The sequence below is a fragment of the Halomonas sp. IOP_14 genome (genome assembly GCF_021021315.1).
Classification (GTDB): domain Bacteria; phylum Pseudomonadota; class Gammaproteobacteria; order Pseudomonadales; family Halomonadaceae; genus Vreelandella; species Vreelandella titanicae.
The window spans coordinates 1-18,009 of record NZ_JAINWD010000044.1; the positions used below are offsets into that span (position 1 = coordinate 1).

Below are 18,009 nucleotides of genomic sequence, written 5' to 3' on the forward strand. Positions count from 1 at the left end.
TTCAAGGGATGGGTTGAGTAAAGCTGATTTTGCATATAAGTTCGCTACCGTTCTTGGTTTTAATTGTCATAACATGGAACGGTGCTCAATTGATAAGTCTGGCTTGTTAAGAGCTTATCGGCCTAAAGATATGCGCTTAGATGTTCAGCGATTTGAAAACGCTGTTGGGGTTAATTTGCCTACTCTGGATGATGAAATAAAAAAAGCTGCAGAGGAATATCTAAAATGAAAGCAAACTCTTTTTTTAAAATAGATAATAAAACAGTTGGAAAAAATCATCCTGTTTATTTTATTGCTGATATAGCTGCTAATCATGATGGCGATATTGAACGTGCTAAGGACCTGATTTTTCTTGCAGCTGAAGCAGGCGCAGATGCAGCGAAATTTCAGCATTTCCAGGCTTCAACTATAGTTAGTGATCATGGTTTTAAAACTCTTGGAGGAGCTCAGTCACATCAAGCTTCTTGGGAGAAGTCAGTTTTTGAAGTTTATCAAGATGTCAGTGTCAATCCAGAATGGTCATCAGTTCTTAAGAAAACCTGCGAGCAAGCAGGTATAACTTTTTTTACCAGTCCATATAGTATTGATTTAGTAGAACATATAGATCCTTACGTTCCAGCTTATAAAATTGGCTCCGGAGATATAACTTGGATAGAAATAATTGAATATATTGCGAATAAAAATAAGCCATATATTCTTGCAGCTGGTGCATCTAATATGGAAGATGTTGAACGCGCTGTAAGGGCAGGTCTAGCCATTAATCCTAATCTTTGTTTGATGCAATGCAACACTAACTATACTGCTAGCCTTGAAAATTTCAAAAATATACAACTTAACGTATTAAAAGTTTTTAGTGAAATGTATCCTAACTTAGTATTAGGTTTGAGTGATCATACTCCGGGACATGCGACTGTATTAGGCGCAGTAGCATTGGGTGCACGTATGATTGAGAAACATTTCACAGATGATAATAATCGCCAAGGGCCTGATCATAAGTTTTCGATGACACCTAGTTCTTGGAAGGATATGGTCAGTCGTACCCGTGAGCTTGAAAATGCTTTAGGTAATGGCGTGAAAAGAGTAGAAGATAATGAAAAAGAAACAGTAATATTACAGCGTCGCGCTATTCGTTTAGCTAAAGATATGCATTCAGGTGAGCGTATTCAAAGTCAAGATTTAGTTTTACTACGGCCTTGTCCAGTTGACGCTTTACCTCCATACTTAATGAGTGAGGTAATCGACAAAAAAGCACGTGTTAGTATATCAGCTGGGGATTATGTCAGATGGGAAGATATCGAGTAGCCATAGTTATTCCTGCGTTCAATGAAGAAGAAACCATCTATGACGTTGTCAAGTCGGCTATGACTTTTGGACAGCCGATAGTTATTGATGATTTTTCAACTGATGCTACAGCTGAAAAAGCAACTAGTGCTGGTGCATATATCGTATCCCACTCACTAAATATGGGTTATGATGCAGCTTTGAATACTGGTTTTAAAGTGGCTTTTGATAGAAATTACGATGTTGTGGTTACTTTGGATGCTGATGGACAGCATGAACCGTGTTTAATAGAAAAATTTGTTGAGAATATAGCCTTAGGTGCAGATTTAGTACTTGGCGTTAGAGATAAATGCCCACGTTTTGCAGAAAATGTTTTTGCTTTTTATACTAAGGTTCGCTATGGGGTTAATGATCCCTTATGCGGAATAAAGGCTTACAAACGTTCTTTGTACGAAAGCTTAGGTTACTTTGATTCATATGGTTCTATAGGTACTGAATTAGCTCTTTATGGAGTTAAAAAAGGTTTTGTATTTAGTCAAGTCTCTTTTAAAGTTAAAGATCGCGTGGGTTGCTCACGTTTTGGCTCTTCTTTTTCAGCAAGTCAACGCATATTTAGATCGCTTTTCCTAGATTTTTTTAAGACTTTTTGATCTATATGATTTTTAAGCTTTATTTTTAATTTCATATATCTTTTTATTTTTGGTTGTCGAGATGATATTTTGAATATTTTAGTTACCGGCACAGCTGGCTTCATTGGCGCCGCTGTAGCTCAGCGTCTACTAGAGCGCGGCGAACAAGTTATCGGGTTAGATAACCACAACGCTTACTATGATCAGGCGTTAAAAGAGGCGCGCTTGGCTCGGTTGTGTGCATACCCCAACTATCAGCATTTACGTGTTGATATTGCCGACCGTGAAGTAATGGCTGAGCAGTTTGTACGCTTTAAGCCGCAGCGTGTTGTACATCTCGCTGCGCAGGCAGGCGTGCGCTATTCTTTGGAAAACCCCTCAGCGTATATCGATAGTAACTTGGTTGGCTTTGCGAATGTGCTGGAGGGCTGCCGTCATCAAAGGGTCGAACATCTGGTTTATGCCAGTAGCTCCAGCATTTATGGTGCTAACGAAACGATGCCATTTTCGACCCGCGATAACGTCGATCATCCTTTGAGCCTTTATGCGGCGACTAAAAAAGCCAACGAGTCGATGGCGCATTCCTATAGTCATCTTTACGCTATTCCCACTACTGGCCTACGGTTTTTTACTGTGTATGGCCCCTGGGGTCGGCCGGACATGGCGTTGTTCAAATTTACTCGCGCTATCCTCGCAGGTGAGACGATCCCTGTGTATCACTACGGCCAACACAGGCGTGATTTTACCTATATTGATGATATTGTTGAAGGTGTTATCCGCGTACTGGACCAGCCCGCAGTGCCTAATTCTGCGTGGCAAGGGACTACACCTGATCCTGCTTCTAGTAGTGCACCTTGGCGTTTATATAATATCGGTAATCATCAACCTGTTGTATTGATGGATTACATTGCCGCACTGGAGAACGCGCTTGGGGCAACTGCCAAAAAGGAGCTGTTGCCCATGCAACCTGGTGATGTTCCTGATACCTACGCAGATGTAGATGATTTGGTAGAACAGTTTGGTTACCAGCCTAGTACCAGCGTGGATGAAGGGGTTGCGCAATTTGTGCAATGGTATCGAGAGTTTTATGGAGGTTAATTGAAAGATAGCGACCATCAAAACATCATTAATAAGCTTCAAATACTAATCGACGACACCCAGAAGATGCTCTCTCGCTTTGAGAAGGAGGGTATGGACTATGAGATGGCTGACGACTACAACAAGTTGCTAGGTATTTTAGACGATGCTATTAAACAGCAGCGCGCTCATACGAAGGGGATGTTGTCGAGCTAATTAGTGTGTTTTGTTTGAAAAAGCCCGTAAATAACTAATCTTGTCGGCACCTGCTTTTGCAGGTTACTGCCTCGTCTTCGTTTTGAGCCGTCATAGCAAAAAAATCGTCACGCAATTGTGCAGCAGCTGTTATCACACCTACATCAGCTATATTCAAAATAAGCATAAAAAATATCTTTAATATTCTTTTGTATACTTTTTTCTTGCAGGTAAAATAGTAGCCATGAAGACCACATTTTTTTTGCGGCTATTAGGACCGTCGGGATATCGACTAACGAGGAAACAGACTCATGCTACTACCACGCAAGCTTAATATCACTCTGGCCTCCCTTTCGCTAAGCGTTGCCAGCGGGTTGTTCGCCGCGACCGCTCAAGCCGATACACTTCGGGTGGGTATGTCCGGCGGTTACTTCCCCTTTACCTTCGTTGAGCAGGATGAGCTCAAAGGCTTTGAAGTTGATGTCATGAATGCTGTGGGTGAGATTACCGGTGATGACATTGAGTTCGTTACCGCTAGCTTCTCTGGCCTGGCGGGCATGCTGGAGTCTGGGCGTATCGATACTATTGCTAACCAGATTACGATTACCCCTGAGCGCGAAGCCAAGTATGCGTTCACGGAGCCTTACGTGTATGACGGCGCGCAAGTCGTGGTGCGGGCAGGCAATGACACCATTGAAGGTGTTGAAGATTTGTCCGGCAAAAGCGTGGCGGTGAACCTGGGTTCCAACTACGAACAGCTGCTGCGTGAACAACCGAACGCCGATGAAATCGATATTCGTACCTATGAATCCAACATCGAGCAGGATGTGGCACTGGGCAGGGTAGAAGCCTTTGTGATGGATCGCGTGAGCGCTACGCAAGTCATTAAAGAGAAAGGCCTGCCGTTAGAGCTGGCGGGTCAGCCGTTCTCGACCATTGAGAACGCGCTACCGTTCCGCGATGACGAAGCGGGTCGTGAGCAGCGAGACCGTGTAGGTGCAGCGCTTTCCGAGTTGCGCGATAATGGCGAACTGAGTGAGATATCAGAAAAATGGTTTGATACTGATATCACTCAGCCGTAACAGCTGAATTTATCCGTTTCATGCGGCCGTGGCATTGCCACGGCCGTTTGCTTATAAGCGATTTAGCCTATGTTTAATTACCATGCTTAACCTCGAATATATGTGGGGGCTGCTGCCGGTTCTGTTGCGCTACTTGCCGCTCACCCTTCAAATGGCAACGATTGCCATGATCTTTGCGCTGATACTGGCGTGCCTGCTGGCGGTTGTTCGCGTATCGAAAGTGCCGTTCTTAAATGGCTTCTCACTGCTGTTTATCTCGTTTTTCCGGGGTACGCCGCTGCTGGTTCAGCTGTTCCTGTTCTATTATGGCCTACCACAACTGATTAGCGCCTTGATCTCGATTACCGGCGTTACCGCCGCTGTGCTAGGCCTGACGCTGCACTTCTCTGCCTATATGGCCGAATCCATTCGTGCGGCGATTGTCGGGATTGATCGCAGCCAGACTGAAGCCGCGCTTTCCATCGGGATGACCCAGTCGCAACTGATGCGCCGTATCATTTTGCCCCAGGCTACCCGCGTGGCAACGCCGACGCTGATGAACTATTTCATCGACATGATCAAAGCGACCTCGTTGGCCTTTACGCTGGGGGTGACCGAGTTGATGGGCGCTACCCAAAAAGAGGCCGCGGGCAGCTTCCTCTATTTAGAAGCATTCCTGCTGGTGGCGCTGATTTATTGGGCGATTGTGGAAGTGCTCTCTTGGGGGCAGCGCCGGTTAGAAATTTATCTGAATAAGGCCTACCAACGATGATTTCGCTGCAAGGCATTACCAAGCGTTTTAGTGGCCATACGGTGTTTAAAGATATCGACTTGAGTCTTGCTCAGGGCGAGATCATTGTGATCATTGGGCCTTCCGGTACAGGTAAATCGACGTTGCTGCGCTGTATCAACTTTCTTGAACGCCCTGATGCAGGCCGTTTGCAGGTGGGTGATTTGAGCGTTGATACCCAGCGTGCCAGCCGGGCAGATATCCTGGCATTGCGCCGGCGTACCGCCTTTGTATTTCAGAACTACGGCCTGTTCGCCAACAAAACCGCGCTGGAGAATATCAGCGAGGGGATGATCGTGGTGGATAAGTTGCCGAAAGCGAAGGCCCATGCACGGGCAAGAGAGATCCTTGAGCGCATCGGCCTGGCAGACAAAGCAGATGCTTATCCCGCTTCGCTCTCCGGCGGCCAGCAGCAACGAGTGGGTATTGGTCGTGCCATGGCCGCCAACGCCGACGTGATTCTTTTTGACGAGCCCACCTCTTCACTTGACCCTCAATGGGTAGAGGAAGTATTGAGCCTGATGAAACAGTTAGCGGTAGAGCGCCAGACGATGATCGTGGTCACCCACGAGATGCAGTTCGCCCGGGAAGTAGCGGATCGGGTTGTCTTCATGGACGAGGGCGGCATCGTCGAGGAAGCGCCTCCTGAAGAGTTGTTCACTGCACCCAAAGATGAGCGAACGCGCCATTTCTTGCGCAAAATTTTAGCGCCCACGGGGCAGGCTGTGCCTTAAATGCTGAATACAGTTACTGTCCGCGGTGCACCGCTAAGAAAAATGCCTGTTTTGCACTTTTTACATTAACGTGACTTCAAAGCTATCGGCAGTAACCACAGGGGTCTTGGCATGTCGTGGGCCTTCTTGGATTTCCACTAAGCCATAATCGCCCATCTTTTTAATGGTGCGACTCAAACTTTCTTTTCGACGCCCGGTTATCTCAGCAAGCTCCCCTAATGATTGCGGCTTGCAGCGCCGAATCGTTTTGAGAAGTTCAAGGTTTTTCGTGTTTAACAGACGAGACATGGACTCGACACTATCAAACCATACCTTAGGCTCATCAGGAGCAGGTTTATAGAAACCTTTGGCAATTGAGATTGTGCGCTCACGGAATTCATCACGGTTCATGATGCCGATCTTGACGGTTGTCATATTCCTTCCTCTCGGAGTATTTCGTCGACATGCTTCCAAAAGTCTTCAATCAAGTGAGCCGCAGAATCAAAGAAGTAATCACTGACAACGCTGCGATAATGGCGGTGATCCCACTCTTCGCGTCGTCCCGCAAACTTTCTGCGTTTGATTTTTGGAGCATGTGCGTTGTCAAAGCCAAGTAGCCGTGTCCCGCTCTTATGATGCAAGGTCAAGCTATATTTTATTCCATGGGGGATGTTCGGTGTTGCCTCGACTCGCCGCACCTCAAACTTGACCCAAAAATCACCTTGGATGCCGTACTGAGTTCCATCGAGCGCTAATAAAGTATCTAGCCCTTGATCATCCATACGCTCCTTCCCTATTTCATAGATGAAATATAGTAGGGTTGATTGTAGATGTCAATGGTTGGGTGTGGAGTTGCGCCTATCTACGAGCCGGGCTTGAGCTGCTATCAGGCACTCTGGACGACGAACATGCTGGGTCGATTTGCAATACGCGCTGGCGATTTTGGACTGGTGGCACGCCCGTGCTGCACTTGTTGGTTGAGTTCAGGCCATTGGGCCCAGCAAACATCCGCAAGCGGGGATGTCTCATCCATTAGGTAACCTTGAGCTTCATTCCTATGGGAGCTTTATGCTTAGCAGGCGCTTTCTTCAGAACCTGCGTGCTGCCATCGGGACGTGTTTCAACAAGTTCACCGTCGATGATTTCCACTATGTGTTGACCGCTGCTCAACGAGACCTGATAAGCGCGTCGCGTGTGACGCGTCGATTGGGCTGCAAGTCGTTGTTCTTAATCAGGTTTAATCGCCATGGGCTCACCTCGTTGCTTGTATCTTGCTATCATATTATAGTTCAAGCACTGGATAGTAAGCGCTAGTGGTCATGTTTATTCTGCGCACTATATCGAAGTACCCATAATTGGCAATTACAGCAGTGTTTTGGCTGTGTAAGCTGTACCTTCGAGCACGTAATCCTGCTACGCCGCGTTAACGACTACTTGATTACGGCCGTTTTCTTTAGCCTGATATAACCCTATATCAGCACGTTTTAGGGCAGGCTTAAGTGCTTTTTCGTTGTCTAGAATAGTCGTTACCCCTAGCGAAGCAGTCAGCCAAAGTGCCTGTTCGGCGTGCTCAGCTGTGACGTTAATGGGGGTAGCTGCCGTTGTTCTGCGTATTCGCTCGGCCACCTGTTCCGCTTGAGAAAGTGAGGTGTTGGGAAGCAAAATAGCAAACTCTTCGCCGCCCACTCGGCATAGCAAGTCTTCCTGTCGAAGCAGTTTGGTTACTATTTTGGTGAAGTTTTTCAGTACGTCATCGCCTGCATCATGTCCGTACGTATCGTTAATGTGCTTAAAGTGGTCAATATCAATGGCGATGAGCGCGATTGGGAGATTTTGCCTTCGCGCCCGGGATATTTCAGTCGTTGCTTGGGCCTGTAAATAGCGCCGATTGAAGACCCCCGTTAAGGGGTCGGTCATGGCTTGGGCGCGTAGTTTCTCTTCCAGCTCTTTGCGCTCGGTAAGGTCAAAGACGGTAGCGCGCGAATGCACAAACTGACCATTGCGGCAGAAGGCTGAGGCTTGAATCATGACGTGACGCTGCTCGCCGTTTCGGGTTAGCAGGCTGCATTCAGCGCTACTGGGTTGATTTTGTTTTACGTTTGCGAAAGCTTTATCAAACTGATCACGGGTTTCTGGCGTGATCAATTCTCGATAAGTGATGTGACCAATAACTTCTTCGTCGGTGTAGCCTAGCCAAGCGAGCTCGGTGCGGTTCATTTTGATCACTCGCCCTGTGGCATCGAGCGAGTGGTAGCCGCAGGGGGCGTTTTCATAAAGATCGCTGACTTCATGAGCGTGGCGCTGAGCCGCCCTACGTAGTTGGCGCTGACGCTGGCTGCTGAGAGCCCAGAATATTCCAAAGGCGACGGCGACACCGTAGGTCAACAGTAGAAACCAGAGCACGGTGGTCTCTTCTTCTATTAAGGATCGCCAAGTAGGTAGTGGTAATGTCACGCCCAGCTTCCAAGGGTAGTAAGCGTTTTCGCTGAAAACAGTACCCGCTAGGCTACGGTAGCGCTGAGTGCGTATATCTTCAGTCTGAAAGCGTAATAGCTGACCATCGACCTTGGCATGACCTGTGTTGCGCTGCTGCATGGCTTGCCAATAGAGAGGTGAAAGGGCGGCAAAGTCGCTGCCAAAGCTCGTCGTATTTAATGGCGGGAAGCCTTCATCGAGCAGCCATCGTCCTTGGGCGTCGATTAAAATCGCATTGGCATCTTGGTCAAGCAACATGGCCTGACGTAGGGCGCTGGTAAGGTAATCCCAATTGAGGCTCAAAAGCACCACGCCGCGGCGTTCCCCTGCTGCATCAAAAACAGGGGTAGATACATTGACCACAGGAATCACGTCGCGACCCATTAGCTCAAAGTGGAGGTTACGGCCCGGTGGCGAGATATAAAGATCGCGTGGCTGTAGTGAAGAGGCTCCTTTGAAATAGTCGGTATAGGCATGATGATTGGCATTCACGCGGGGCCCCGTTTGAATACTTTTAGGTGCACGGAGTACTTCGCTGCCATGATTATCAATGAGTACCAGCTTGGTATAGCGAGGGTTGTGGCTGATCAACGTGTTTAGAAAGGTTGAAAGTTGCGATAAGTCGCTAAGCGAATAAGGCTGGGCTGATATCGACGAGTTGTCCTGTGCTGCCAGGTACCGCCTTAACGCAGGCATTTCGGCAATCGCCAGCGCGTAATTTAGGCTTTCATTAATATCGCGGGTTAGTGCCTCCTGGCCAGCTTTCAATAAGGCATCTGCTTCGGTATGCAGGCTATCTAGTCGGGACTCCATATGGACATGGAGCACAGGCAGCAACGTTGTCGATACGAGGATCAACGGTATACAAATGGCTAGTAGTAAGCGAGTGTGTAAACGCCGCAATGACACTGACATGTTTCCTTTGAGTAGGTCTGCGCCGGGCAGCCTGCTTTTAAAGTTATACGTTGTACTTGTAAAGGCGTAGCTAGCAAGCTCGCCAAGCGCGTGATAGACTACGCCATCCTCTCAGACAAGTCCCGTGAGCGGGCAGCTTATTTCGACTGCCTGCTACACACTTTGGTAGGGTGATACGCCTGCCAAATCAATTGGTTGTTGCGGAAACGTCGTGCTGTGGCAGCACAGCAGACGAACACATATTTAATTTCGTTGCCGTTTTACCGGCAACCTTTATTCTCCAAGGAGATACCCTGTGGCGAACAGCAAGCAAGCTCGCAAGCGCGCCCGCCAGGCCGAGAACCGTCGCGTCCTGAAATCCAGCCAGCGCAGCATGGTCCGCACCTACATCAAGCGTGTAGTGAAAGCGATCGGCACCGGCGACCACGCTAAGGCAATGGAAGAGTTCAAGGCAATGCAACCGGTCGTTGACCGTATTGCAGACAAAGACGTGCTGTCTAAGAAGAAAGCAGCTCGCCTGAAGAGCCGTTTGAACAAGCGTATTAAGGCACTGGCGGCGTAAGCCGGCAGGCGCCATAAAAAAACCGGCTGCGGCCGGTTTTTTTGTGTCTGGATGATTTTTCTAGATGATTTTTCTGGATAGCTTATGACAGCGAAGAAAGCACCCAACACATCCCCAGGCACCACAGTCGTGCGTCGCGGGCTAATGCGCTCGGGGCTTGTAGTCAGTGCCATGACCATGCTGTCGAGAGTGATGGGGCTGGCGCGTGATGTGGTTATCGCTACCTACTTAGGGGCAGGGGATGGCGCTGATGCGTTTTTCGTGGCGTTTAAGATCCCTAACTTTCTGCGCCGTCTATTTGCCGAAGGGGCTTTCAACCAGGCTTTCGTACCCGTGCTCTCAGAGTACTCCACCCAGCGTAGTCGGGAGGAGATACGCGCGCTGCTGAATGCCACTGCCGGTAGCTTAACGGCGGTGCTGGCGCTAATTACCGCCGTGGCGATGCTCTGTGCGCCGTGGCTGATTTGGGTATTTGCCCCTGGGTTTGGCAGTGAGCCGGACAAGCTGGCGCTGACCGCGGATATGCTGCGCTTAACCTTTCCCTATTTACTGCTGATTTCGCTCACCGCGTTTTCCGGTAGCGTACTGAATACCTGGAACCGCTTTGCGGTTCCCGCGTTTACCCCGGTGCTGCTTAACCTTTCGCTGATTGGTGCGGCGCTGTTTTTAATGCCGCTAATGGAAGAGCCCGCCATGGCGCTCGCCTGGGGCGTGTTGATCGCCGGAGCGGCCCAGTTGGTTTTTCAGGTGCCGTTTTTGCTGCGATTGGGATTGATGCCTACTCCCTGGCCTAATTTTGCTCATGAGGGAGTGCGACGCATACTGAAACTCATGGGGCCTGCGCTGTTTGGGGTATCTGTGTCGCAAATTAACCTGCTGTTGGATACCGTTTTGGCGTCATTGCTGGCGGCGGGCAGCGTGTCGTGGCTTTACTACTCGGATCGTTTAGTGGAACTGCCGCTGGGCGTGTTTGGGGTGGCCATTGGTACCGTGATTTTACCGGCACTTTCTAAACGCCATGCTGACCAGTCCAAGGAGCACTTTGCTGCGATGCTTGATTGGGCGATCCGCATTGTATTGCTGTTAGGCTTGCCTGCGGCACTGGCGCTGGCGGTGCTGGCCGAGCCGCTGTTAATCACGCTGTTTCATTACGGAGCGATGACCGACAACGACATCCAGATGGCGGCCATGAGTCTGCGTGCTTATGCCTTTGGCTTGGTAGCCTTTATGCTGATCAAAGTATTGGCACCGGGATTTTTTGCTCGCCAAGACACCAAAACCCCGGTGAAGGTAGGCATTATCGCCATGGTCGCTAATATGGTGTTTAACCTACTGCTGATTTGGCCGCTGGCCCATGCCGGATTGGCGTTAGCCACCGCGCTTTCTGCGTTCTTGAACGCGGGCCTGCTGGGTTACTTACTGCATAAGCAGGGAGTGTTGGTCTTTCAGCCGGGCTGGAAGCGCTATTCGGTGCAGTTACTAGGTGGCAGCGGGCTAATGTGCGCGGCCCTCTATTTTATTGCGCCCGACTGGCAGGCTTGGCTCGCGTTTGGCCTTTGGCAACGGATAAGCTGGGTCACTGGGCTAGTGATACTGGGCGGCTCGCTGTACTTTGCGTGGCTGGCGGCACTGGGTTTGCGCGTTCGTCATTTAAAAATGCACTCATAACACTGCATCCTGGGGTGTGGGTTCGTTATAATCAGAGGCTTTATGTCCTCCAACGGCTGAGGTGCCATGCGCGTCATTCGAGGTCTGCACAACTTGAGAGCGGCTCATCGTGGCTGCGTTGCCACCATCGGTAATTTCGATGGGGTGCATCGCGGCCATCAAGCCATCCTGCAGCAGTGCCGAGAGCATGCGGCGCGCTGGAGTGTGCCGTTAACAGTGGTGGTGTTCGAGCCCCAGCCGCGTGAATTTTTTGCCGGTGATCAAGCACCACCGCGTTTAACCCGGTTGCGCGAGAAAGTCCGGCTGCTCCGCGATTTTGGCGCTGAACAGGTTCTCTGCTTGCCGTTTAACGATGCGCTGCGCAGCCTTACCGGGCGTGAGTTTATCGATCAGGTGTTGATTGATGGGCTAGGCGTTAAGCACTTGGTCGTGGGCGATGATTTTCGCTTCGGCTGCGACCGCCGCGGTGATTTTGCTCTGCTGGCGGAGGTCGGGAGCGAACAGGGGTTTGGCGTAGAGCACACGCGTACTTTTACCGTGGATGACGAGCGGGTTTCCAGTTCTCGGGTGCGTACGCTGCTTGCCAGCGGCAATTTTTCTGCTGCTGCGCGTTTGCTGGGCCGCGCCTATTCGTTACATGGCCGAGTGGTGCGCGACCAGCAGTTGGGGCGCACCATTGGTGTACCGACTGCCAATTTGCCGCTGATGCCCCAGCCATTAACGCTGCGTGGGGTTTATGCGGTGGTGGCTGAGCTTGAAAATGGCGAGCGCTACCCAGCAGTGGCGAATGTGGGCTTCCGCCCTACGGTGGGTTCGGAACGGCCAACGCTGGAGGTGCACCTGCTGGATTTTAAAGGTGATCTCTACGGCCAACGCATGACGGTGTTTCCCTGCGCGCGCCTGCGGGGCGAGGTGAAGTTTGACAACCTTGAGGCACTTAAAGCGCAAATTGAACGTGACCAGGCCCGCGCTCGCCACTATTTAATGGCGGCAATAGGTGGGCAAAACAGCGCTGACCAAGAGAACGCTGAACAGGACTATTCGCTTCCGCTGGCCTCGGCCCCGCTTGGGCGTGAGGCCATGTCTTCAAGTGCAATGTCTTCAAATGCGGTGTCTTCAAACACGATTCCTTCTGATTCTTCTTCGGCGGATGATGCCGCCGATGCTAACAACGGCTGACCAGACCATGGATTATAAGCACACGCTGAATTTGCCTGAAACTGATTTCCCCATGCGCGGCATGCTGCCAAAGCAGGAACCAGGGCGGGTTTCCCAGTGGCAGGATATGAACATTTACCAGCGCCTGCGGGAAGCGCGCGCGGGCGCGCCGCTGTTTGTGCTGCACGATGGCCCTCCCTACGCCAACGGCAGTATTCATATTGGTCACGCCGTTAATAAGATCCTTAAAGATATTATCGTTAAATCGAAGAATTTAGCCGGCTTTGATGCGCCTTATGTGCCCGGCTGGGACTGCCACGGCTTGCCCATTGAGCACAAAGTAGAAACCACTCACGGCAAGAACCTGGCGCCGGAACATGCCCGTGAGCTTTGCCGTGAATACGCTGGCGCCCAAGTTGAAACACAACTGGCCGACTTTGTTCGTTTGGGCATTATTGGCGATTGGGATCACCCATACCGCACTATGGATTTCGCCAACGAAGCGAGCGAGATTCGTGCTTTGGCCGAGATGGTCGACGCGGGTTACGTGTTTAAAGGTTTGAAGCCGGTCAACTGGTGCTTTGACTGTGGTTCGGCGCTGGCGGAAGCCGAAGTCGAGTACGCTGATAAGAAATCCGACGCCATCGACGTCGCTTTCCCGGTAGAAGATGCCGACAAGCTCGCCGCCGCCTTTGGCTTAAGCGAACTGGCCAAGCCTGCGGCAGTGGTGATCTGGACTACCACGCCGTGGACCATTCCGGCCAACCAGGCGCTCAACGTTCACCCTGAGTTCACCTATGCACTGGTCGATACTGGCGAGCGTTTGCTGCTGCTGGCGGAAGAGTTGGTGGAGAGCTGCCTGGAGCGCTTTGGCCTGCAAGGCGAGGTAATTGCTACGACCCAGGGCAAAAACCTCGACCTGATCAATTTCCGTCACCCATTCTACGATCGGCTCTCGCCAGTCTACCTGGCAGAGTACGTCGAGTCTGAGGTGGGTAGCACCGGTATCGTTCACTCCGCGCCCTCTTACGGTATGGATGACTTTATCACCTGCCGCGAGCATGGCATGGAGTTTGATGACATGCTCAACCCGGTGCAGGGAAATGGCGTTTACGTTGACGACCTGCCGTTCTTCGGCGGCCAGATGATTTGGAAGGCCAACCCGCATATCGTCGAAAAACTGCGCGAAGTGGGTGCGCTAATGGCGTATATCCCGATCAAGCATAGCTACATGCATTGCTGGCGCCATAAAACGCCGGTGATCTACCGTGCCACGGCGCAGTGGTTTGTGGGAATGGACATCAAAGGCAAAGATGGCAAAACCCTGCGTGAACGTGCCCTTGAAGGTATTGAAGCCACGGCGTTTACGCCTGCCTGGGGCCAGGCGCGCCTGCACAGCATGATCGCCAACCGCCCGGATTGGTGTATCTCGCGCCAGCGTAACTGGGGCGTGCCGATCCCGTTCTTCCTACACAAGCAAACCGGTGAGCTGCATCCGCGCACCGTTGGGTTGATGGAAGAGGCGGCCAAGCGCGTTGAGCTGGAAGGCATCGATGCCTGGTTCAAACTCGACCCGGCAGAGCTGCTGGGTGCTGAAGCGGCGGATTACGATAAAGTCACCGATACCCTGGATGTCTGGTTCGACTCTGGCACCACCCACCGCCACGTACTTCGCGGCTCGCACCCCCATGGCCACGAAAGCGGCCCGCGGGCGGATCTCTACCTGGAAGGCTCCGACCAGCACCGTGGTTGGTTCCACTCATCGCTGCTCACCGGTTCAGCGATTGATGGCCATCCGCCGTATCGTCAGCTGCTGACCCACGGCTTTACCGTCGATTCCCAGGGCCGCAAGCAGTCCAAGTCGCTGGGCAATGTGGTCGCGCCCCAGGAAGTGATGGACAAGCTGGGCGGCGATATTCTGCGCCTGTGGGTCGCCTCCACCGACTACTCTGGCGAAATGGCCGTTTCTGACGAAATTTTGAAACGCACCTCTGATGTGTATCGGCGGATTCGTAACACCGCTCGCTTCCTGCTGTCGAACCTTAACGGGTTTGATCCAGAGAAAAACCAGGTAGCGTTTGACGATATGCTGGCACTGGATCAGTGGGTGGTGGATCGAGCGCACCAATTGCAGGCGCGGATCGAAAAAGCCTACGAAGAGTACCGCTTCCTGGATGTTTACCAACAGGTGCATGGTTTCTGCGCCCGGGAACTGGGTGGCTTCTATCTGGATGTGATTAAAGACCGCCAGTACACCACGCAAACCGATTCGCTGGCGCGGCGCAGTGCACAAACCGCGCTCTATCACGTGGTGGAAGCGCTGAGTCGTTGGATTGCGCCGATTCTCTCCTTTACCGCTGAGGAGATTCACGAAAACATCCCCGGTAAGCGAGGCGACAGCGTGCTGCTGGAGACTTACTACACTAACCTTGGCAGCCTGGAAGAAAATGCTGAACTGGGTCGTGCTTTCTGGGAGCAAGTGCTGGAAGTCAAGCACTCGGTCAACAAGTGTCTTGAAGATGCCCGTAATGCCAAAGTCATTAAAGGCAGCTTGGCAGCTGAAGTCACGCTGTATGTCAGCGATGACCTGCAGGCGACTCTGGCTAAACTGGGTGATGAACTGCGCTTTGTGATGCTAACCAGTGAAGTGACGCTTAAGCCCTTGTCTGCTGCGAGTGATGCAGAAGCGACCGAGCTGGATAGCTTGAAAGTCGCGGTTAAAGCCAGCGACAACACCAAGTGCGAACGTTGCTGGCACCATCGTCCCGATGTAGGCACCTATGCGGACCACCCGGATCTGTGTGGACGCTGTATCAGCAATCTTCCCGAAGGTAGCGGTGAGATTCGTTACTATGCTTGATAAAAACATAGCTAAAGAAACTAAAACACCGTCTGACGATGTCGACACACGGCCGCCAATGCAGCGGCCGCTGCGCTGGCTGTGGCTAGCTGTGGCAGTAATTGCCTTGGATTTGGTCACCAAATACGTGGCCAGTAGTCAGTTGGGCTATGCCCAGCCGGTCGAAATACTGCCGTTCTTTAACCTGACGCTGCTGCACAATACTGGCGCAGCGTTCAGCTTTTTAGCCACGCATCCTGGCTGGCAGCGCTGGTTCTTTGCGTTGATTGCTGTGGGAGCCAGCGTGGCGTTGACGGTGTGGCTTTCACGCATCAAACACGATGAAAAGTTACTGGCGATAGCGCTGCCGCTGATTATTGGCGGGGCGCTGGGGAATCTCTACGACCGCCTGGTGCATGGCTATGTGGTCGACTTTTTATCGTTTCACGTCGCTGGGTGGTACTACCCGGCGTTTAACGTGGCGGATATAGCGATTACCCTGGGGGCGGTCGCTTTAATCTGGGAATCCATTATGGGCGAGCGGCGGCGCAAAAAAGCGGCCAAGACTTCCCATTAATTGAACGTTGAGAACAACGTATATTGAGAACTGCTATGAGCGACTATCTGATCGATGAAGGCATGGAGGTGACGCTACACTTCACCTTAAAGCTGGAAGATGGCACTTTGGTGGACTCCACCAAAGACAAAGCACCGGCTACCTTCGAGTTTGGCGACGGAAATTTGCCGCCCGGTTTTGAGCATCCGATTAAAGGCTTGGCTGCGGGGCAGGAGGGTACCTTTCAGATAACCCCTGAGCATGCATTCGGCCAGCACAACCCGCAAAATATTCAAACCCTGAAGCGGGCAGATTTTGGCGATGAAGCCCCGGAAATTGGTATGGTAATGTCGTTTGCCGATAAAGCGGGAACGGAATTGCCAGGTGTGGTCAAAACCATTGACGGTGATCGTATCGAGGTGGATTTCAATCACCCGTTAGCAGGCCGCACGCTCACCTTTGAGGTCGAAGTGCTCGACGTCAAACCGGTGACAACGCATTAATTCACTAAGCGATGCCGCTTACGCATCAAGGCGCTACTATGCAAACGACGCAAGCACAGCCCATACAGATCAAGTTAGCCAATCCGCGTGGTTTTTGTGCCGGTGTGGATCGCGCGATTGATATCGTTAATCGCGCGTTGGATGTGTTTGGCCCGCCGATTTACGTGCGCCATGAGGTTGTGCATAACCGCTTTGTGGTCGAAACGCTGCGCGCTCGTGGGGCAGTGTTTGTTGAAGAACTGGATGAAGTGCCGGACGATGTCATCGTCATTTTCTCCGCCCATGGCGTTTCCCGTGCGGTGCAAGCCGATGCTGAGCGGCGGGGCTTGAAGGTATTCGACGCCACCTGCCCGCTGGTCACCAAAGTGCACTTGGAAGTATTGCGCTACGCCAAGCGTGGTCAAGAGTGCATTCTCATTGGTCATGAAGGCCATCCGGAAGTTGAAGGCACTATGGGGCGTTATGACACCTCCCACGGTGGGCGTATCTACTTGGTAGAGGATGAAGAAGACGTCGCTAAGCTGGAGGTGAATGATCCCTCAAAGCTGGCCTTCGTGACTCAAACTACGCTGTCGATGGATGATACCGCTAAGGTGATCGACGCGCTGCGCGATAAGTTTGCCGAGATTCAGGGGCCACGCAATGACGATATTTGCTACGCCACGCAGAACCGTCAGGATGCAGTACGTGAGCTAGCGGCCCAGAGCGATCTATTGCTGGTGGTGGGCAGCCCCAATAGCTCCAACTCTAACCGCTTGCGAGAACTTTCTGAGCGCATGGGCACGCCCGCCTACTTGATCGATAACGCTGACCAGATCGACCCCAAGTGGCTTGAGAACGTAGCGCGTGTAGGCGTCACCGCAGGCGCCAGTGCCCCTGAAGTATTGGTGAAAGGTGTGATTGCCAAGTTGCAGACCATGGGGGCTGCATTACCTGAAGAGCTACAGGGCCGCGAGGAGACCATTACTTTCTCTATGCCAAAGGAGTTGCGTGAAAAGGTGATCGCCAGCAGCTAACCATAGGCCTCGCAATGCAATGCGTATTGGTTTGCGACATACTAAAACGGTATGAGCCCACTAATACAGGAGCGAAGCCGCGTGTCTTATACCTCTCATCTTTCGACTGGCCGTTCTTTACTGAATGGCCAGCGCGGCTTCACCCTCATTGAATTGATGATTGTGCTGGTGATCATCGGTATCGTCGCCTCCATTGCCTACCCCAGCTATACCCGCTACGTGCAAAAATCAGTGCGAACCGACGCCCACGCAGGCCTTATGCAAGCCGCTTCAGAGCTTGAGCGCTGTTACACGCGCTCTTACAGCTATAGCGATTGCACCATCAGCGAGTTATCCCCCGAAAAAAATTATGAGATTGCTGAGAGTATTAACGGTGACGGCTACCTACTGACTGCGAGCACCGTTCAAGATGATGGCTGTGAAGAGGATATAACCTTAAGTTCGAGTGGCGAAAGGTTACCCAATGCCTGTTGGTGAGTTAAGGCGACAACGCTTTCAAAGTGTGGGCAACGCTGCCACTTCCAACTGTCCTGACTCTCCCTGCGAAATGACGTTAAACCCCACCCATCAA

19 protein-coding genes are annotated in these 18,009 nt (G+C 51.5%); 16 read left to right on the forward strand and 3 right to left on the reverse strand.

The annotated features are described in order from the left end of the window. From K7H09_RS20620 to K7H09_RS20655, 8 genes are all read left to right on the forward strand, one after another. Window positions 1–229: hypothetical protein (locus K7H09_RS20620; RefSeq protein WP_230805819.1), on the forward strand; the 229-nt coding region annotated here is incomplete at its 5' end. Then, complete coding sequence (locus K7H09_RS20625; RefSeq protein ID WP_230805820.1) at window positions 226–1,302, forward strand: N-acetylneuraminate synthase family protein; 1,077 nt, start codon at window positions 226–228, stop codon at window positions 1,300–1,302. The genes K7H09_RS20620 and K7H09_RS20625, both read left to right, overlap by 4 nt. Beyond that, window positions 1,284–1,931 (forward strand): glycosyltransferase family 2 protein, encoded by a 648-nt coding sequence (locus K7H09_RS20630; protein WP_230805822.1) that lies wholly within the window; start codon window positions 1,284–1,286, stop codon window positions 1,929–1,931. Before K7H09_RS20625 ends, K7H09_RS20630 begins: the two co-directional genes overlap by 19 nt. A 69-nt stretch (window positions 1,932–2,000) precedes the next feature. Further along, window positions 2,001–3,008 carry an NAD-dependent epimerase gene (locus K7H09_RS20635; RefSeq protein WP_230805824.1) on the forward strand — a complete coding sequence of 336 codons (1,008 nt, stop codon included), beginning with the start codon at window positions 2,001–2,003 and terminating at the stop codon, window positions 3,006–3,008. Continuing rightward, window positions 3,009–3,203 (forward strand): hypothetical protein, encoded by a 195-nt coding sequence (locus tag K7H09_RS20640; RefSeq protein WP_230805826.1) that lies wholly within the window; start codon window positions 3,009–3,011, stop codon window positions 3,201–3,203. 290 nt (window positions 3,204–3,493) lie between these two features. Beyond that, on the forward strand, window positions 3,494–4,264 hold the full coding sequence (locus K7H09_RS20645; protein ID WP_230805828.1) for an amino acid ABC transporter substrate-binding protein: 771 nt from the start codon (window positions 3,494–3,496) through the stop codon (window positions 4,262–4,264). Window positions 4,265–4,346: 82 nt separating this feature from the next. Then, window positions 4,347–5,015, forward strand: a complete 669-nt coding sequence (locus K7H09_RS20650; RefSeq protein WP_230805830.1) for an amino acid ABC transporter permease — start codon at window positions 4,347–4,349, stop codon at window positions 5,013–5,015. Further along, window positions 5,012–5,767: an amino acid ABC transporter ATP-binding protein gene (locus tag K7H09_RS20655; protein ID WP_027956927.1), complete on the forward strand. Its 756-nt coding sequence runs from the start codon at window positions 5,012–5,014 to the stop codon at window positions 5,765–5,767. Before K7H09_RS20650 ends, K7H09_RS20655 begins: the two co-directional genes overlap by 4 nt. A 60-nt stretch (window positions 5,768–5,827) precedes the next feature. Here the strand turns inward: K7H09_RS20655 and K7H09_RS20660 are convergent, their stop codons facing one another. The 3 genes from K7H09_RS20660 to K7H09_RS20670 all read right to left on the reverse strand — a co-directional run bounded on the left by K7H09_RS20660 (window position 5,828) and on the right by K7H09_RS20670 (window position 9,136). Further along, window positions 5,828–6,181, reverse strand: coding sequence for an HVO_A0114 family putative DNA-binding protein (locus tag K7H09_RS20660; protein ID WP_022521973.1), 354 nt, complete (start codon window positions 6,179–6,181; stop codon window positions 5,828–5,830). Then, window positions 6,178–6,528 (reverse strand): toxin-antitoxin system TumE family protein, encoded by a 351-nt coding sequence (locus K7H09_RS20665; protein ID WP_022521974.1) that lies wholly within the window; start codon window positions 6,526–6,528, stop codon window positions 6,178–6,180. Before K7H09_RS20665 ends, K7H09_RS20660 begins: the two co-directional genes overlap by 4 nt. A 631-nt stretch (window positions 6,529–7,159) precedes the next feature. Further along, window positions 7,160–9,136 (reverse strand): sensor domain-containing diguanylate cyclase, encoded by a 1,977-nt coding sequence (locus K7H09_RS20670; RefSeq protein ID WP_230805831.1) that lies wholly within the window; start codon window positions 9,134–9,136, stop codon window positions 7,160–7,162. Window positions 9,137–9,431: 295 nt separating this feature from the next. Between K7H09_RS20670 and rpsT the strand changes: the two genes are divergently transcribed. The 8 genes from rpsT (at window position 9,432) to K7H09_RS20710 (ending at window position 17,915) form a co-directional block, all read left to right on the forward strand. Beyond that, a complete protein-coding gene (gene rpsT / locus K7H09_RS20675; RefSeq protein WP_022521977.1) occupies window positions 9,432–9,698 on the forward strand; it encodes a 30S ribosomal protein S20 in 267 nt (88 codons plus the stop codon). 84 nt (window positions 9,699–9,782) lie between these two features. Further along, window positions 9,783–11,366, forward strand: coding sequence for a murein biosynthesis integral membrane protein MurJ (gene murJ, locus K7H09_RS20680; protein WP_190374638.1), 1,584 nt, complete (start codon window positions 9,783–9,785; stop codon window positions 11,364–11,366). Between the two features lie 66 nt (window positions 11,367–11,432). Next, a complete protein-coding gene (gene ribF / locus K7H09_RS20685) occupies window positions 11,433–12,545 on the forward strand; it encodes a bifunctional riboflavin kinase/FAD synthetase (protein ID WP_190374639.1) in 1,113 nt (370 codons plus the stop codon). Then, window positions 12,529–15,384, forward strand: a complete 2,856-nt coding sequence (gene ileS / locus K7H09_RS20690) for an isoleucine--tRNA ligase (protein ID WP_022521980.1) — start codon at window positions 12,529–12,531, stop codon at window positions 15,382–15,384. Before ribF ends, ileS begins: the two co-directional genes overlap by 17 nt. Window positions 15,385–15,442: 58 nt before the next feature. Continuing rightward, on the forward strand, window positions 15,443–15,940 hold the full coding sequence (gene lspA / locus K7H09_RS20695) for a signal peptidase II (protein WP_053857186.1): 498 nt from the start codon (window positions 15,443–15,445) through the stop codon (window positions 15,938–15,940). A gap of 35 nt (window positions 15,941–15,975) precedes the next feature. Further along, a complete protein-coding gene (gene fkpB, locus K7H09_RS20700) occupies window positions 15,976–16,422 on the forward strand; it encodes an FKBP-type peptidyl-prolyl cis-trans isomerase (protein WP_022521982.1) in 447 nt (148 codons plus the stop codon). Between the two features lie 11 nt (window positions 16,423–16,433). Next, window positions 16,434–17,438, forward strand: a complete 1,005-nt coding sequence (gene ispH / locus K7H09_RS20705) for a 4-hydroxy-3-methylbut-2-enyl diphosphate reductase (protein WP_009287532.1) — start codon at window positions 16,434–16,436, stop codon at window positions 17,436–17,438. Between the two features lie 81 nt (window positions 17,439–17,519). Next, the gene (locus K7H09_RS20710; protein WP_317890281.1) at window positions 17,520–17,915 is read left to right on the forward strand and encodes a type IV pilin protein; all 396 of its coding nucleotides are present in this window, start codon (window positions 17,520–17,522) and stop codon (window positions 17,913–17,915) included. Window positions 17,916–18,009: the final 94 nt, after the last annotated feature.

What these genes read in the sequence shown, in the direction of transcription:
- K7H09_RS20625 (WP_230805820.1), top strand. Translation starts at nt 226, where the DNA reads ATGAAAGCAAACTCTTTTTTTAAAATAGATAATAAAACAGTTGGAAAA.
- K7H09_RS20630 (WP_230805822.1), top strand. Translation starts at nt 1,284, where the DNA reads ATGGGAAGATATCGAGTAGCCATAGTTATTCCTGCGTTCAATGAAGAA.
- K7H09_RS20645 (WP_230805828.1), top strand. Translation starts at nt 3,494, where the DNA reads ATGCTACTACCACGCAAGCTTAATATCACTCTGGCCTCCCTTTCGCTA.
- K7H09_RS20650 (WP_230805830.1), top strand. Translation starts at nt 4,347, where the DNA reads ATGCTTAACCTCGAATATATGTGGGGGCTGCTGCCGGTTCTGTTGCGC.
- K7H09_RS20655 (WP_027956927.1), top strand. Translation starts at nt 5,012, where the DNA reads ATGATTTCGCTGCAAGGCATTACCAAGCGTTTTAGTGGCCATACGGTG.
- K7H09_RS20660 (WP_022521973.1), bottom strand. Translation starts at nt 6,181, where the DNA reads ATGACAACCGTCAAGATCGGCATCATGAACCGTGATGAATTCCGTGAG.
- K7H09_RS20665 (WP_022521974.1), bottom strand. Translation starts at nt 6,528, where the DNA reads ATGGATGATCAAGGGCTAGATACTTTATTAGCGCTCGATGGAACTCAG.
- K7H09_RS20670 (WP_230805831.1), bottom strand. Translation starts at nt 9,136, where the DNA reads ATGTCAGTGTCATTGCGGCGTTTACACACTCGCTTACTACTAGCCATT.
- murJ (WP_190374638.1), top strand. Translation starts at nt 9,783, where the DNA reads ATGACAGCGAAGAAAGCACCCAACACATCCCCAGGCACCACAGTCGTG.
- ribF (WP_190374639.1), top strand. Translation starts at nt 11,433, where the DNA reads ATGCGCGTCATTCGAGGTCTGCACAACTTGAGAGCGGCTCATCGTGGC.
- ileS (WP_022521980.1), top strand. Translation starts at nt 12,529, where the DNA reads ATGCTAACAACGGCTGACCAGACCATGGATTATAAGCACACGCTGAAT.
- lspA (WP_053857186.1), top strand. Translation starts at nt 15,443, where the DNA reads ATGCAGCGGCCGCTGCGCTGGCTGTGGCTAGCTGTGGCAGTAATTGCC.
- fkpB (WP_022521982.1), top strand. Translation starts at nt 15,976, where the DNA reads ATGAGCGACTATCTGATCGATGAAGGCATGGAGGTGACGCTACACTTC.
- ispH (WP_009287532.1), top strand. Translation starts at nt 16,434, where the DNA reads ATGCCGCTTACGCATCAAGGCGCTACTATGCAAACGACGCAAGCACAG.